The organism is Chitinophaga niastensis (genome assembly GCF_003014755.1).
In the GTDB taxonomy this organism is placed as follows: domain Bacteria; phylum Bacteroidota; class Bacteroidia; order Chitinophagales; family Chitinophagaceae; genus Chitinophaga; species Chitinophaga niastensis.
In genome coordinates, this window is the sequence record NZ_PYAW01000001.1 from 201742 (window position 1) to 217042 (window position 15301).

Consider the following 15301-nt stretch of genomic DNA (forward strand, 5'->3'; position numbering starts at 1 on the left):
GGTAGTTTTAAAATATTTTTTTTACGATTTATGGAAATGGATGATTGGGGCACATCCTACAGGAAGAAAACTTCACTGCTATGCAAAAATATCTTTCGTTATTAGTACTTGCCTGTTTGCTGGCCTTTAATGCCTCTGCGCAGCAGCTGCGGCTGATTACAGGAACCGTTAAAGACAGCCTCCGTAATGCAGGTATACCCAATGTGGTGGTACGTGTAAAAGGCACGGATTTTCTAACAGCAACGGACGCAAAAGGCAATTTTAAGCTAAAAGTCCCTGCCGGCGCGGTTACAGTAGAAGCAATTGCTACCCATTTTAAACAAAAGGAAATTATGGTAGGTGCCTCACAAACTACGGTTCACATTACACTGAACCTGCTGCAACCATTGATAACAGACAGCGAAAAGAACCGGTATATAATGGATGACAAAAAAGGATTATCGGAGGTTGTGGTGACAGGTTATGCTGCGCCACGTATCGCTTCCGGGATTCATATAAAAGCGAGTCCCCAAAACAATACAGAAGACTATAGTCCTATTAATGAAAATATTTTTCATACTGCCACCGATCAACCACTCAGTACATTCAGTATTGATGTAGACCGGGCCTCTTACAGTAATGTGCGCCGCTTCCTGAATAATGGACAAATGCCACCTGCAGACGCGGTAAGAGTAGAAGAGATGATCAACTATTTTGATTACCAATATAAAGCCCCTACTGGCAAGGACCCTGTGGCTATTTATACAGATATGGCAGTATGTCCCTGGAATACTGGTCATCAGCTGGTACGCATTGCCTTAAAAAGCAAACAGGTAGATACCAAAGATCTGCCTCCTTCTAACCTGGTATTCCTGATTGATGTTTCCGGTTCTATGGATGAAGAAAACAAGCTGCCACTGGTAAAGCGCGCGTTCAAAGTATTGATTGAACAGCTGCGTCCTCAGGATAAGGTAGCCATTGTAGTGTATGCCGGGGCTGCCGGTGTAGTACTGCCTTCTACCGGTGGCAGTGAAAAGAGCAAGATCCTGGCCGCTGTGGATGAATTGCAGGCCGGGGGCTCTACTGCGGGTGGAGAAGGCATACAGCTGGCTTATCGCATTGCCGCTGAGCATATCACAAAAAACAGCAACAACCGCGTAATACTGGCTACAGACGGTGATTTCAACGTTGGCCCTTCCAGCGATGGAGAACTGGAACGGATTATAACGAAAGAAAGACAAAAGGGTATTTATCTCTCTGTACTGGGCTTTGGTATGGGAAATTATAAAGATAACAAGCTGGAAATACTGGCAGATAAAGGAAACGGGAACTATGCCTACATTGATAATTTTGAAGAAGCCCGCAGAACTTTTGTAACAGAATTTGGTGGCACGCTCTTCACTGTGGCTAAAGATGTAAAGCTGCAGGTGGAATTTAATCCTCAATTCGTACAGTCGTATAGGTTAGTAGGTTATGAAAATCGCCTGTTGCAGAACGAAGACTTCAACAACGATAAAAAAGACGCCGGAGATATGGGTGTAGGCCATACCGTAACAGCGTTGTATGAGATTATACCTACCGGAAAAAATTCACCTGTCGTAAACTGGGTAGATCCGCTGAAATACCAACAGGCAAAGATCATGGGTAACCAGGCAGAAGTACTGACCGTAAAGTTGCGCTATAAAGAACCACAGGAAGATAAAAGTCAGCTGCTGCAAAAAGTACTCCCTTACAGCCGGCAGCAGATAGAACAGGTACCGGAAGATTTCCGTATGACGGTTGCCGTGGCTGCTTTTGGCCAGCTGTTGCGCAACTCCGCTTTCAAAGGCACGGCAACCTATGAGCAGGTACTTGCCTGGGCCGGCAAAGCACGTGGAGAAGATCCGGAAGGTTATCGTGCGGAATTTATTCAGCTGGTGAAAAAGGCGAAGCTGCTGGACAAAGAGTAGTTACACTAATTTTCGGTAATTTGCGCACTCAAAGGGCAAGCACATGATTATCAATTTAAGTGAAACCAACTCGTTGGTGGGAGAATGGCTAAGCGAGATCAGGAATGTTGACATTCAACAGGATCGTATGCGTTTCCGGCGTAATATGGAACGACTGGGAGAAGTAGCGGCATATGAAATCAGTAAAACACTGGACTATGTAGATGCGGAAGTAACAACCCCAATGGGTATTGCTACTTGCCGGGTACTGAAAACTCAGCCGGTACTGGCTACGATATTACGTGCCGGACTAGCGTTGCATCAGGGGCTGCTGCATTATTTTGATAAAGCCGATCATGCTTTTGTATCTGCCTATCGCAAACATAACCATGATGGTTCTTTCGATATCAGCCTGGAATACGTAAGCAGTCCTTCCATTGAGGGACAAGTACTGATTCTTTCCGACCCCATGTTGGCTACCGGCGCTTCATTGGTGAAAACGATAGAGCACCTGGAAGAAATTGGAAAACCTGTTCATATTCACCTGGTAGTAGCTATTGCCTGTACCGTTGGAATTGAATATGTATTGCGTAACACCAAAGCTAATCTTACCATTTGGGCAGGTGATATTGATGACGAACTCACTGCAAAAGGTTACATAGTGCCGGGGCTTGGTGACGCCGGTGATCTGGCTTTTGGAAATAAATTGCAACAATAATTAACAATAATCGTTTTACGAATAGCAGTGGAGTATCTTTAAAAATGATATTCACTGCTATTCGTTTTTTTTGATATAATTTTTTATACATTGATTTAATTTGAAATATGATTTAATTTACGTACCTTCACCCGTATTGCATAATACCCTATGCTTTAAGCTTTATTATATGAAAAGAGCTTTACTATTCCTGACCATATTGCTTTATTGTAATCCGTTGCGGGCACAGGATCCGCACTTTTCCCAGTTTTTTGCATCACCACTAACGCTTAACCCGGCATTTACAGGTTTATTTTCAGGCGATTATCGTTTATCAGGCAACTATCGTTCACAATGGCGCAGCATTTCTACGCCCTTTGTAACCGGTACCGCTGCTATTGATTTCGGGATACTAAAAAATGTGATTTCCTACACGGATATCTGGGGCGTAGGTATGATGGCGATGTATGACAGAAGCGGTGGCGGTGCGCTGACTTCCAGCTACCTTTCCTTCAGCACGGCCTACCATAAAGGATTGGACCCTGAGGGTAATCACACACTGGCCATCGGTTTACAGGGAACAATTGTGCAGAAGAGAATTGATAACAGTAAACTACAGTTTGAAAATCAGATAGATAATAACGGATACAATCCGGCAATTCCAAGTAATGAAACATTGGTAAACCCAAAAATATCTTACTTCGATCCTAACATCGGTATTTTATATAACGGGTTAATCGGACAATCATCAAATATTTACCTGGGCGCATCCTATTACCATATTACCCAGCCTACAGAATCGTTTATGAACCTCACGCAAAACAGGCTCAGCTATCGCTGGACTGTACATGGTGGCGGATCTGTACCGGTAAATGGGAAAGATCGGTTTCATGGCAGTGTCCTCTATATGAAACAAAGCACTGCCTCTGAGTTTACATTAGGCGGCGCTTATGGCTTCTCCCTCAGCGACGCTGATGATAATCCTACTACCTTTTACCTGGGTAGCTGGTACCGTTTGAAAGATGCGATCATTCCTTATGTTGGAATGGAAATTAAGGGCTTCCAGGTAGGTCTAACCTACGATACCAACGTATCCAGTCTGAAGCCAGCCTCCAACTACCGTGGTGGCCTGGAAATATCGCTGATCTACATTCATACACGCAACGAAAATAATAAGTATAAAACACTCTGTCCCCGCTTCTAGGACAATGATTAATATGATTTAAATGATTCGCCTGATGAGCGGAGATAAAAGCGGAATATGATCTCCGTTAGTATCTTCACTCATCAGGCGAATCATTTAAATCATATTAATCACAGTTTAAAATAATTTTTGCCTTAGTTTCGTTGCTCTTTCATAAACAGGAACAAAAACTAATTCAGTTACACTAAAATACTCAGGCGTTGTTTTCATTCAGAGAAGTACTGTCGGCCATTCAGTCTTACGGAAAAGCCCACCAGTTCATAATGCAGCATAAATTGTGGAAATGGATACTGATACCCGGTGTCATATATTGCCTGTTATTTTTCACAGGGTTTTACTTTGTTTGGGGCTACTCTGGTGATTTTGTGGAATACCTTACGAAACTGATGCATATCACGGAGTGGGTGCAGGACCTGGAAAGCAGCTGGATAAGTTTCCTTTTTATATTGGTAGCGTTTTCTGTCCGCATTGTATTTGTGTTCTGGTACTTCTCCTATTTCAAATATTTATTCCTGATTGTAGCATCACCGGTTTTTTCCTACCTGTCGGAAAAAACAGAGGCTATTCTTGAGCACAAAGATTTCCCCTTCAGCTGGTCACAGTTAGGACAGGACATACTGAGAGGGATTAAAATGTCTTGCCGCAATATTGTTTACCAGACAGCTGCCATACTGGTCATGCTACTGGTTTCTTTTATACCTGTTATTGGCTGGCTAACGCCTATGGTAGGCTTTTTCATTGAATCCTATTTTTATGGATTTTCCATGATGGACTATAGCTGTGAGCGTCACCGGTTAAATATGTCGCAGAGCATACAATTTATCCGTCAGCACCGTGGCATGGCATTGGGCAATGGAATTGTGTTTTACCTGTTTATGCTCATCCCTGTGCTGGGCTGGATGCTGGCACCTTCCTATGCTGTGATTGCGGCTACCATTGATTTACAAAATAAAAGACTGATATAATGACTACTCCCGGCAAAGTGTACCTTGTTCCCACCGTGTTGAGCGCCGATGCCTTATTCAGCATTCCCGCATATGTTACTGCCATCGTGCAGCAACTCACTGTTTTTTATGTAGAAAACGAACGTACTGCCCGGCGCTATTTAAAAGCGTTGGATAGAAATATTAATATAGATGCCCTGCAGTTATTGCTCATGAACGAAAACCAGCCACCGGATGTAGCACTGGCAAAAAAGCTGTTACTGGAAGGAAAGGATATTGGTATTTTGAGCGAAGCCGGATGCCCTGCCATAGCAGATCCTGGTCATCTTGTAGTGCAGGCAGCACATAGTGTAGATGCAAGAATAATTCCGATGATCGGCCCCAATTCTATGCTGCTGGCCCTGATGGCCTCCGGTATGAACGGGCAGAATTTCCAGTTCGTAGGCTATCTGCCTATTAAACCCCCGGAAAGAACAAAAATGATCAAAGAATTAGAGCTGGAATCCGAAAGGAAAAAACAAACGCAGCTTTTTATTGAAACCCCTTACCGCAATAATCAGTTATTGAAAGATATCCTGGATAACTGTAAAGACCATACGCAGGTTTGCATTGCAGCAGACATCACTGCTCCCACAGAATATATCAAAACAAAAACTGTAAAAGAGTGGAGGAAACAATTGCCGGAGCTGCATAAAAGGCCGGCGATCTTCCTGTTGTATGCAGGGCAATAAAAATTACGAATGGCGAATTACGGTTATAAGCAAAGATCACTTCAATCCGTAATTCGCAATTCGTAATTCGTAATTATTAAGGTATCACCTGCTTATTGATCTCTGTCATAGAAATAACACTATCTACAATAAACGTACTGTATCCTCTCCAGGGCAAAGCTCCCAGATACTCCTTGTAATGCAGTTCCACCGTTTTTCCGCTGGAAGTCATCAGTTGCTGTGCAATACGTTCACTGGTAACAGAAAACTGGAACTCATTAGATTGAATAGTACCCGCCGCCTGGCCCTTGTAGCCAGTCTGGATTAATTTGCCTTCGTAAGTTTTAAAGACATAACCTTTCTGCACAAAATAATTAAGTTCACCCGCCTTCACGCCTTGTCCGAAGACAAAATAGAATTTGTAGAATACTGTGCCGCCCAATATCACTAAGATGATAGCCACGACGATAAAAACAAACCGACCCATATTTAAATTTTAGTTGATGAAGATCAGAAATTCAGATCTACAAGATAAAGGAAACCCGCCATACCAAAAGCTCCCAGTTCCAGCTCACGTTTATTTACCGCTTCAAACACATCATTGGCTGCGTGATGAATATCAAAATAACGTTGGGAGTCAGGAGAAAGTTCAGCCATAGGCGTGCCCAGTGCTGCATTGAGCTGTCCTACATCGGTTCCGCCACCTTCATCTTCAAAATCATATATACCATAGGGTTCAAACAAAGGCCTCCAGCTCATCATTTTAGCCTTTTTACCTGCATCCATAGTGGAAGAGAACCCACGAGGTGTAAAGCCCCCACCATCGCTTTCCAACGCAAGGATATGTTTTTCATTGCGGGCTTTGGCTACCGCTGCATACTTGGTTCCACCACGGGTACCATTTTCTTCATTCGCAAACAATACCACGCGTAATGTATGCTGTGGCCGGATGCCCGCGCCTTTGAATGCACGCAATACCTCAATAGACTGCACGCAACCGGCACCATCATCATGTGCACCTTCTGCTACGTCCCAGGAATCCAGGTGGCCGCCTACGGTGATGTACTGATCCGGATATTTACTACCTCTCAGCTCACCAATCACGTTATGTCCGATGGTATCTTTCAGCATAACACAATTTGTACGCAGGAATACTTTTGCACTCTCATCATCCTTAATACGCTGGCTCAAACGGTCTGCATCTTCCAGGCCGATAGCCACTGCAGGTATTTTGGGGTACGCACTGTCATACGCCATAGCACCGGTATGCGGGAGATTATTTGCACCATGGGACATAGAGCGCACAATTACCGCCACTGCGCCGTATTTGGCAGCGCGACTCGCACCGCGCCCACGATACATAACAGCATCGCGGTAGGAATGGAACGTTTTAACGTAAGTAGGATTAAAGTGGTAATTGTAAAAAACGATCTTTCCCTTTACCTGGTCTTTCTTAGCTTCCAGATCATCAAAGGAAGCCACTTCCAGCACTGGCGCCGTTATGCCGGCAGGACCGCTTCCTACAGAATTGCCAAGTGCCAGGATATTCAAAGGCGGCACAAAATCGCGGCGTTTGGAAATAATGCGGGCTTCTTCCTTAGCACCTCTTACCCAATGTGGCACCATGCATTCCTGCAGGTATACAGTATCCGCACCGGCAGCCTTCAAGGCTTTTACCCCCCACTGCTCCGCCTTTGGCATTTGCGGAGATCCGGCCAACCGGCCTCCTATCGTTTTTGTTAACGTTCTGAGGTTTTCATACGCGGTACTGTGTGTCAATACTTCATCAGCTAAGTGCCTTAGTACTACTGAATCCTGTTGCTGCGCTACTGCCACCACGGGCAAAGAGCAGGCAAATAAAATTGGCAAAAGGTATTTTTTCATGCAGCAGGTTAATTTTCAATAAAACTAATTAATTGACCTTGTTCTTACAAATAACAAATGGCTGAAAGCATAAAAGGTTACCTTTGCAGGATGCAAAAAAAATAACTCATGCGCATAGGAATAGTATGTTACCCTACCTACGGTGGTAGCGGGGTACTGGCCACAGAGCTGGGGAAAGCCCTGGCAGATAAAGGTCATATGGTCCACTTTATTACTTATCAACAGCCTGTAAGGCTTAACGCGTTTCACGCCAACATATATTATCACGAGGTACAGGTTCCCACCTATCCGCTTTTTGACTTCCCCCCCTATGAGTCTGCTCTTAGCAGCACCATGGTGGATGTGATCATTAATCAGAAGCTGGACCTGCTGCATGTGCACTATGCCATTCCACATGCATCTACCGCGTATATGGCCAAACAGATTGTAAAAAAACATGGCAGAACGGTACCTTTTATTACCACCCTGCATGGTACAGATATCACCCTGGTAGGGAAAGATAAAACTTACGCACCGGTGGTTACCTTCTCTATCAATGAATCAGACGCCATCACCGCTGTATCTGAAAACCTGCGGGATGAAACGTATAAATCTTTTGCGATAGAGAAAGAAATATCAGTGATCTACAACTTCGTAGACACGCAGCGCTTCAGCCGCAGAGAGTTACCACATTTCAGAAAGGCCATTGCGCCCAATGATGAAAAAATCCTGCTGCACGTTTCTAACTTCCGTAAAGTGAAACGTGTACCTGATGTGGTAAAAATATTTGCCCGCGTACGTGAACAAATGCCCGCAAAACTATTGCTGGTAGGTGATGGACCAGACAGACCATCGATAGAATGTTTATGCAGAGAATTAGGTATTTGTGAAGATGTACGATTTGTTGGTAAACAGGAACAACTGGAAGATGTAATGTCTATCAGTGATTTATTCCTGCTGCCATCTGAATACGAAAGTTTCGGGTTAGCTGCGCTGGAAGCAATGGCTGCACAGGTACCCGTGATATCATCCAACGCCGGTGGCTTACCTGAAATCAATATACCAGGATTAACCGGTTATATGAGTGAGGTAGGTGACGTAGATGGTATGGCCGCTCATGCTATTAAATTACTGCAGGATGAAACGTTGCTGGCCAGCGTGCGCAAAGGCGCATGGGAACAGGCACAGCGCTTCCATATTGATAATATCATTCCTCAATACGAAGCATTATACGAAGAAGTATTGCAAAAACAGGTACAACTGCTTTAACGGGTGCGAATCCACCTTTCCGGATTCTGTTGTAACGTGTTCCTGTAGATCTGTAATTCTATCTCACCTGTATTGCTGCCAGGCCCCGAAGCCGCAGCACCCAGTGTTTGGCCACGTTTTACAGCTACTCCTTTTCTTACACGCACATCCAGTAATCTCACATAGTTGGTAAAATATTTTCCATGGCGCAGGGTAACCATATATCCTGCGCCTGGTACCATAAATACCATAATCACCTCTCCGTCGAAAATGGCTTTCACAGCAGCTCCCTTGCCGGTAGCGATAATGATTCCATTGTGATCCACTTCTACCTTACCTACGGTACTTGTTCCAAAATGTCCGGTAATACGGCCTGCATCCACCGGCCATGGCAGCCTGCCGCGGTTAGCTTCAAAATCGCGCGATAAAGAAAGCGCTTCCGGCGTAGCTACCAGTACATCTTCACTGGAAGTTTTAGCTGGTGGGGGATCATCTGCCTCTTCTTCTTCTTCCACTTTCGGTTTTACGACTACTTTTTTATGTGATTTTTTGGCTGCTGCCAGCGCTGCTCTTTTGCGTGCAGCAGCCTCTTCACGACGTTTTGCACGTTTTGCAGCAGCAGCCTTCTGACGTGCTAATGCCTGCGCTGCGGCTTTTTTCTGAGCCGCCGCTATTTCACGGCGAATGGCATCCTGAATGGCCTGGTCTATCTGCCGGGCTTCTGCTTTACGCTGAGTAATGTTTTGCTGTACTTCCTGTTCTTTGTTTTTCAGCTGCGCAATGGTCTGATCGGTTTCTTTTTTATTAGCCAGTAAAGTGACCCGTTGTTGCTGCTCCGTTTGGAGTACGTCTGCTTTTTTTGCACGCTGTTCCTGAAGTACTACCAGCTTTTGGCTTAGCAATGCTTTTGTTGACAACAGGTTTTCTGCCTGCCGCCGCCTGCTGTCGCGGTATTGACGCATATATTGGTAACGGCGTATGGCATCATTGAAACTGGTAGCAGAGAAAAAGAAGTTCAGTACATCATAAGAGCCCTGTGTTTTATAAGCATATACTACCAGTTGAGCATAACGCGCCCTTAACGAATCTACTTCCTTTTCCAGCGTATGTACGTTATCGTTAGTATTGCTGATATCCCCTTCAATTAAGTTTATTTCCTGGTTGATATCTTTAATCAGTGCGGTACGGCTGATGATTTTTTGTTGCAATTCCCTTTGTACACCAACATTTACGCGGGCAGATTTCTGAATTTTTGCGAGGGACTTGTTGGCCTCTTCTATTTCTTTCAGCAGTTCCTGCTTACGGTTTTCCAGTGCTGCGCGCGATTGTTTGTTGCTCCGCTGTGCATATAGCAGCGCAGGCAACAGCCATAGAACCATCAAAAGAGGGATCAACTTTCTCAAAAAAAAAGCATTGGGTTTATGAGTATATAAGCTTTACGCTTATGTATTAATTTATCTTCTGCGTATCCACAGCTCAGGATTTTGTTTGGTGCTACCTTTCCAGATCTGCAGTTCTACTTCACCACTATTTTCAAGATCGTTGACGCTGGCAGTACCTATTACCTGTCCTGTTTTCACGTTATCGCCTTTCTTCACGCGGGTAGTTTGCAAACGTACATAGGTAGTAAAGTATTGTCCATGACGTATAATAATTACATATCCGGAACCTGGCATTACTACTACAGACCGCACTTCTCCTTCAAAAATAGATTTCACCGCACCCCCTTTATTGGTAGCGATTACAATACCATCGGATGGTACCTGGATATGCTCCATCACCGCATGCTGGTGAATACCAAAGTGTTCAATGATATTACCTGCATCTACCGGCCATGGCAGTTTACCACGATTGGCCTCAAAGCTTTCAGATAACGCGAGCGCTTCCGGAGTGGCTTCCAGCACACTTTCTGTACGGCTTACTGTTTTCTCAGGTTCGGGCGCGGGAGCTGGTTTTACTGGTACCGGTGCAGCTTTTTCGGGTGCCGGTGTATTGGCGGCGGTATTATTGTTATTGGCATTGTTTGCAGCAGCGGCAGCTCTGGCTTTTTCAGCAGCAGCTAATGCAGCGGCCTTACGGGCTTCTTCATCCCGTCTGCGTTTTTCTTCCGCAGCTTTACGGCGGGCTGTTTCTTCTTCTATGGCTTTACGGCGGGCCTCTTCTATTTCACGACGGATAACCGCACGGATGGCTGCCTGTACTTTCTGCGCATCTTTGTTGCGCTGATTAATATCTGCCACCAGTTCTTTCTCACGGCCTTTCAGCTTGCTCAACACTTCATCTTTCTCTTTCTTATCTGTTTCCAGTGTAGCACGTTGCTCCTGCTCTGTTTTCAGGGCGTCGGAACGCCTTACACGCTGGGATTCCAAGTTCTGGATCTTTTGATTAAGCTGTTCCTGCGTAGTGAGGATATTATCCGCTTGTCTGCGACGATATTCACGATATTGCTTTAAATATTGGAAACGTTTTACCGCATCATTAAAATTTTGTGCAGAAAAAACGAAGTTCATCATATCATAAGAAGAACGGTTCTTATAAGCATACACTACCAGTTGTGCATATTGTGCTTTCAGGGTATCCAGGTCTTTCTGCAGTGTTTTTACATCGCGGTAAGCGGTGTTGATATCCCCGTTGATAAAGTTGATTTCTTCATTAATATTATTGATCAGCCGGGAACGGAGTGTGATTTTATCACGTAAGGCACGAAGCTGCCCCAGGCTCTCTTTGGTAGATTTTTTAGTTACTTTCAGCTGTTCATTTGCTTCATCAATTTCTCTTTGCAGATCTTTTTTCCTGCGCTCCAGTTCTTCCCGCGATTGCTGCTGTTGCTGGCCAGTACTCTGGGCCACCAACATGGTTGGCATTAGCCATATCATCAACATTAACGGGATAATCTTCTTCAAATACAACATGACTATTTTTAGTAACTGCAAATTAAATATCAGGTCCAGACTTATAAACGCTAAATATACAACGTTTATTAATTTAATGAAGATGACATTTGCTGAAATACTGCCTTACTTACGTTTATAGCTGGAAGGCATACTAAACGGAAAAGTGAGTGGTATATCAAAGTCATAGCGGGTAAAGTCCAATGCTACTTTCGTCACATTTTTCTCTTCCACAAAAATGCGTCGTGTAGTGGGGAACTTACGATCGGCCACTTTCGTGTAATCACCATAAGTAAGTTCACACGAGCGCTTGTTAGGGTTTGAACTGTCCTTATCCATCACCTTACTTTGCTGTAATCCGTAATCATCCGCAAACACATTAAACAAGCTAATAAACTTAGCGTGCTCACAACTGAAAGAAATGATAGACGGTGTTTTTACTACCTGGAACACAGAGTCTGTCAGGTATACAGGATTACCAATTAATAAGTCCTGCAACGTTTTAAAATCAAAAGGAATATTCAGTAACTCTTCCGCATCAGACATCTTCCGAAGGAATAATTCTTTATCCAAACGGTTATACATTTTCAGACTATCCGGCGTGATCACAGCTCTCACTACTTCGTCTACAAGTGGTGCAGAGATGGAGATCCAGATAATGCTATCTTTTTTCATCCGGAAAGTAGCGTTCAGGTTATTATGACTTTTTTTATCTGTTTCAAAAGCCAGTTTCATCTTGCCGGAAAAGGTATTAAATTCTATATGATTGCCACGAATCCCCTTCAACATCCCGTTGGTAAACTTTGCCAGTTCTTCTGTAGAAGCACTGTCTCTGGGAACAACTACCTTGTTGGTATCTGCTGCAGGAAAAGTGTTACGTGCCAGTTTTTTGGGATGGCGACACGCCATCATCCCCATACTTATTGTTGCTATTAAAAGTGTGACTAGTCCTGCTTTTTTCATTTAGCTATTAGCTTTTAGCAGTTAGCTTTTAGTATTTCCCGATTAGCATTTAAAGGCTAATAACTAAAAGCTAAAAGCTTATTGAATATATCTTTTTTCAGCGATCTTCCGTACCAGGTCAACAGAAGACGCACCTTTGTCTTTTGCCATTTGCCAGTATTCCACCGCTTTGGTTACATCTTTTAAATTAAACAGAATATCTCCGTAATGTTCCAATACATTCGGATTTTTCTGCGCTTCCGGATATTGCAATGCCTTTTCAATCCACTGCTTTGCTTCATTGAACTTATCCTGCCGGAAAAGAATCCAGGCGTAGGTATCCATGTAGGTAGGGCTTTCCGGTTCAATTTCCAGGGAAAGTTTCGACAATTCAGCTGCTCTCTCCAGGTTTTCGCCACGCAATGACAGATAATAACTGTAATTATTCATGATCAATGCATCTTTGGGCCGGAGCAGCAATGCGCGTTCGTAGCTGCTGTCTGACTGCTGATGCTGTGCGGTGGCGTGGTATGCATCTCCCAACAGAGAATAGATATCACCCATAAATCTCTTTTCTCCATTACCTACATCCAGTGCAGCATTCAGCGACTGAATAGCGTTCGGATATTGTTGCAAAAGGAAACTGGCCACACCTTTAAAGTAATAGCCCATGAATTCTTTCGGAAATTTATTGGTCACTGTATTACTCAGTGTCAGCAACGCATTGGGGTCTTCCTTACGGGAGTAGATCCACATCAGCTGATACCATACAGAAAAACGGGTAGTATCAAGCGCCAATGCTTTTTGGTAGCTGATCTGAGCGCTGTCCAGCATATCTGCCTGAGAAAACATATCTCCGCGCAGAGCATATGCCTTGGCATCCTGTGGGTGTGCTGTTATGATCAGTGCTGTTAATTGAAGCCCTTCCTGCAATTTGCTGGTATCTACCTCCATCATTTGCAGGTACGGATAAACGTAAGCTACTTTTTCATCAATACTGTAATTCTTGTTAGCAAAGGCTTTGGTGAGATAAGACCAGTATGTAACGTTGTCATTATTTTTTTTCGCATAAGATGCCAGCGCTATTAATGCCCTTGCATTGTCCGCATCTTTTGTCAGAATAGTTTTGTATACTCCGGCAGCTTCCTTAATCCGGTCATTGGCATCATATATTTCAGCCAGCAGGTAATAGTATCGTATTTCCTGCGGGTTCTGGCTGATGAGTTTCATTATTTCCGCCGCTGCCTCATCCACCATGCTCATTTTCAGCAGCAATTTTTGTTTTTGGTAGATGAGTTCCTCTACCACGCCTGCTTTGCTTTCCAGCTGGTTAAATACGGCCAGTGCAGATGCAGGTTTGTTGGCTTTGGCCAGCAATACGCCTTTGTTGTAGAGATAGTCTTCGTTGTCGGGATATTTAGTGGTAAGCCCTTCAAATACGATAGCGGCGCTATCAAATTTTTGATTTATTGCGTATGCATCGGCCAGTGTTACCTGGAACCAATGATTATCGGGGTCTATAGCCACTGCACGACGGGCAAAATTGAGTGCATTGCCGGCGTTCTGTACTTCTATATACAGGCGGGCCAGTTCATAATTAACAGTAGCGTTATTTTTATTCAACCGCAGATAATCGGAATACTGAGTGATAGCTGTGCGGTAATCGCCCAGCATTTTAGATCGCTGGGCCGCAAAAAAGAGGCTATCTGCCCGTTGTACCAGCACAGCGGGGTCTTTAACGGTGGCATTTTTATGCGTAGCTGATTGTTTGGCACCGCTGCATGCTCCCATTAAAAAAATACCTGCCAGCCCTATAACGGTGAAGTATATCCGCATTTATCAGGATTTACCGGTATGTCCAAAACCTCCGACGCCACGTATTGTGTCAGTTAACACAACTACCGGCTCCATCACTACCTGTACAAACGGGGCAATGATCATTTGAGCGATACGGTCAGCGGGTTGTATGGTTTGCGGTTCGTTAGATAAATTAATCATAATAATTTTGATCTCTCCCCGATAGTCAGCATCTATCGTGCCAGGCGTATTGAGCAGGGTAAGTCCCTGTTTGATGGCCAGGCCGCTACGGGGGCGGATCTGCGCTTCGTATCCGGAAGGTAATTCCATAAATAAACCTGTAGGCACCAGGGTTCTTTCCAGGGGCTGCAGGGTGATTGCTGTTTCCAAATGTGCGCGGAGGTCCATTCCTGCCGCATCCGCCGTTGCATAAGCCGGTAATTCATTATCCGACTTATTGATGATTTTCACAATTATATCCGCCATTGAACAAAGATATTTTATTTAAATTACGAATTACGGATCGGAGCGATCTTCGCTTATAACCGTAATTCCCAATTCGTAATTCGTAATTTTATTAATTGATGCTTTCTAATAATACCACTGCATGTGCTGTTACGCCTTCTTCCCGTCCTACAAAGCCTAACTGCTCTGTAGTAGTAGCTTTTACAGACACGTCTTCCACACTGATGCGCAATGTTTCTGCAATTACGGCTTGCATAGTGGTTACATAAGGCTTTATTTTAGGCGCCTGCAAACAGAGTGTACTATCTACATTGACTACCTGGTAACCTTTTTCCCCTATCAGCTGTGCGCAGCGGGCTAATAATATCTTACTGTCGATGTTTTTGTAAGCATTGTCCGTATCCGGAAAATGCACACCGATATCGCCCAGCGCCAAAGCACCCAGCATAGCATCACAGATAGCATGTAACAATACATCGGCATCACTATGTCCCAGTGCGCCTTTGTGATGTGGCACCAGCACGCCTCCCAGCCAAAATTCACGGCCTTCTACCAGCTGATGAAAATCTACCCCCAATCCAATACGTATCCTGCTCATATCTGAAATAATTTTATCATTTTGCCAATCCGCAA

Annotated in this window: 14 protein-coding genes; 6 read left to right on the plus strand and 8 right to left on the minus strand. The window is 44.2% G+C overall.

The features are described 5' to 3' along the window. Positions 1–80: 80 nt before the first annotated feature. From CLV51_RS00815 to CLV51_RS00835, 5 genes are all read left to right on the plus strand, one after another. Entirely contained in the window at positions 81–1928 is a 1848-nt protein-coding gene (locus CLV51_RS00815; protein ID WP_106527544.1) for a YfbK domain-containing protein, read from the plus strand. A gap of 43 nt (positions 1929–1971) precedes the next feature. Continuing rightward, positions 1972–2625, plus strand: coding sequence for a uracil phosphoribosyltransferase (gene upp / locus CLV51_RS00820; RefSeq protein WP_106526116.1), 654 nt, complete (start codon positions 1972–1974; stop codon positions 2623–2625). A gap of 169 nt (positions 2626–2794) precedes the next feature. Continuing rightward, positions 2795–3808: a PorP/SprF family type IX secretion system membrane protein gene (locus tag CLV51_RS00825; protein WP_106526117.1), complete on the plus strand. Its 1014-nt coding sequence runs from the start codon at positions 2795–2797 to the stop codon at positions 3806–3808. A gap of 200 nt (positions 3809–4008) precedes the next feature. Then, positions 4009–4773, plus strand: coding sequence for an EI24 domain-containing protein (locus CLV51_RS00830; RefSeq protein WP_106526118.1), 765 nt, complete (start codon positions 4009–4011; stop codon positions 4771–4773). After that, entirely contained in the window at positions 4773–5483 is a 711-nt protein-coding gene (locus CLV51_RS00835) for an SAM-dependent methyltransferase (RefSeq protein WP_106526119.1), read from the plus strand. The genes CLV51_RS00830 and CLV51_RS00835 overlap by 1 nt, the downstream gene beginning before the upstream one ends. A gap of 76 nt (positions 5484–5559) precedes the next feature. On the opposite strand, the gene CLV51_RS00840 is transcribed toward CLV51_RS00835, so the two are convergent. Both CLV51_RS00840 and CLV51_RS00845 read right to left on the minus strand, forming a co-directional pair. Then, positions 5560–5949, minus strand: coding sequence for a hypothetical protein (locus CLV51_RS00840; RefSeq protein ID WP_106526120.1), 390 nt, complete (start codon positions 5947–5949; stop codon positions 5560–5562). 23 nt (positions 5950–5972) lie between these two features. Then, complete coding sequence (locus CLV51_RS00845; protein ID WP_106526121.1) at positions 5973–7346, minus strand: M20/M25/M40 family metallo-hydrolase; 1374 nt, start codon at positions 7344–7346, stop codon at positions 5973–5975. A gap of 108 nt (positions 7347–7454) precedes the next feature. Between CLV51_RS00845 and bshA the strand changes: the two genes are divergently transcribed. Continuing rightward, on the plus strand, positions 7455–8594 hold the full coding sequence (gene bshA / locus CLV51_RS00850) for an N-acetyl-alpha-D-glucosaminyl L-malate synthase BshA (protein WP_106526122.1): 1140 nt from the start codon (positions 7455–7457) through the stop codon (positions 8592–8594). On the opposite strand, the gene CLV51_RS00855 is transcribed toward bshA, so the two are convergent. The 6 genes from CLV51_RS00855 to ispF all read right to left on the minus strand — a co-directional run bounded on the left by CLV51_RS00855 (position 8591) and on the right by ispF (position 15266). Further along, positions 8591–9976 (minus strand): murein hydrolase activator EnvC family protein, encoded by a 1386-nt coding sequence (locus tag CLV51_RS00855; protein WP_146151208.1) that lies wholly within the window; start codon positions 9974–9976, stop codon positions 8591–8593. The two genes, bshA and CLV51_RS00855, sit on opposite strands and share 4 nt — an antisense overlap. 51 nt (positions 9977–10027) lie before the next feature. Beyond that, entirely contained in the window at positions 10028–11476 is a 1449-nt protein-coding gene (locus CLV51_RS00860) for a murein hydrolase activator EnvC family protein (RefSeq protein ID WP_158266896.1), read from the minus strand. 114 nt (positions 11477–11590) lie between these two features. Further along, the gene (gene lolB1 / locus CLV51_RS00865) at positions 11591–12427 is read right to left on the minus strand and encodes a lipoprotein insertase outer membrane protein LolB1 (protein ID WP_106526125.1); all 837 of its coding nucleotides are present in this window, start codon (positions 12425–12427) and stop codon (positions 11591–11593) included. A gap of 78 nt (positions 12428–12505) precedes the next feature. Further along, a complete protein-coding gene (locus CLV51_RS00870) occupies positions 12506–14242 on the minus strand; it encodes a tetratricopeptide repeat protein (RefSeq protein WP_106526126.1) in 1737 nt (578 codons plus the stop codon). A gap of 3 nt (positions 14243–14245) precedes the next feature. Next, the gene (dut, locus tag CLV51_RS00875; RefSeq protein ID WP_106526127.1) at positions 14246–14689 is read right to left on the minus strand and encodes a dUTP diphosphatase; all 444 of its coding nucleotides are present in this window, start codon (positions 14687–14689) and stop codon (positions 14246–14248) included. Positions 14690–14780: 91 nt separating this feature from the next. After that, positions 14781–15266 carry a 2-C-methyl-D-erythritol 2,4-cyclodiphosphate synthase gene (gene ispF, locus CLV51_RS00880; protein WP_106527545.1) on the minus strand — a complete coding sequence of 162 codons (486 nt, stop codon included), beginning with the start codon at positions 15264–15266 and terminating at the stop codon, positions 14781–14783. Positions 15267–15301 lie beyond the last annotated feature (35 nt).

Excerpts from the sequence above, each read along its gene's own strand:
- CLV51_RS00815 (WP_106527544.1), top strand. The coding sequence starts at position 81 with ATGCAAAAATATCTTTCGTTATTAGTACTTGCCTGTTTGCTGGCCTTT.
- upp (WP_106526116.1), top strand. The coding sequence starts at position 1,972 with ATGATTATCAATTTAAGTGAAACCAACTCGTTGGTGGGAGAATGGCTA.
- CLV51_RS00825 (WP_106526117.1), top strand. The coding sequence starts at position 2,795 with ATGAAAAGAGCTTTACTATTCCTGACCATATTGCTTTATTGTAATCCG.
- CLV51_RS00835 (WP_106526119.1), top strand. The coding sequence starts at position 4,773 with ATGACTACTCCCGGCAAAGTGTACCTTGTTCCCACCGTGTTGAGCGCC.
- CLV51_RS00840 (WP_106526120.1), bottom strand. The coding sequence starts at position 5,949 with ATGGGTCGGTTTGTTTTTATCGTCGTGGCTATCATCTTAGTGATATTG.
- CLV51_RS00845 (WP_106526121.1), bottom strand. The coding sequence starts at position 7,346 with ATGAAAAAATACCTTTTGCCAATTTTATTTGCCTGCTCTTTGCCCGTG.
- bshA (WP_106526122.1), top strand. The coding sequence starts at position 7,455 with ATGCGCATAGGAATAGTATGTTACCCTACCTACGGTGGTAGCGGGGTA.
- lolB1 (WP_106526125.1), bottom strand. The coding sequence starts at position 12,427 with ATGAAAAAAGCAGGACTAGTCACACTTTTAATAGCAACAATAAGTATG.
- CLV51_RS00870 (WP_106526126.1), bottom strand. The coding sequence starts at position 14,242 with ATGCGGATATACTTCACCGTTATAGGGCTGGCAGGTATTTTTTTAATG.
- dut (WP_106526127.1), bottom strand. The coding sequence starts at position 14,689 with ATGGCGGATATAATTGTGAAAATCATCAATAAGTCGGATAATGAATTA.
- ispF (WP_106527545.1), bottom strand. The coding sequence starts at position 15,266 with ATGAGCAGGATACGTATTGGATTGGGGGTAGATTTTCATCAGCTGGTA.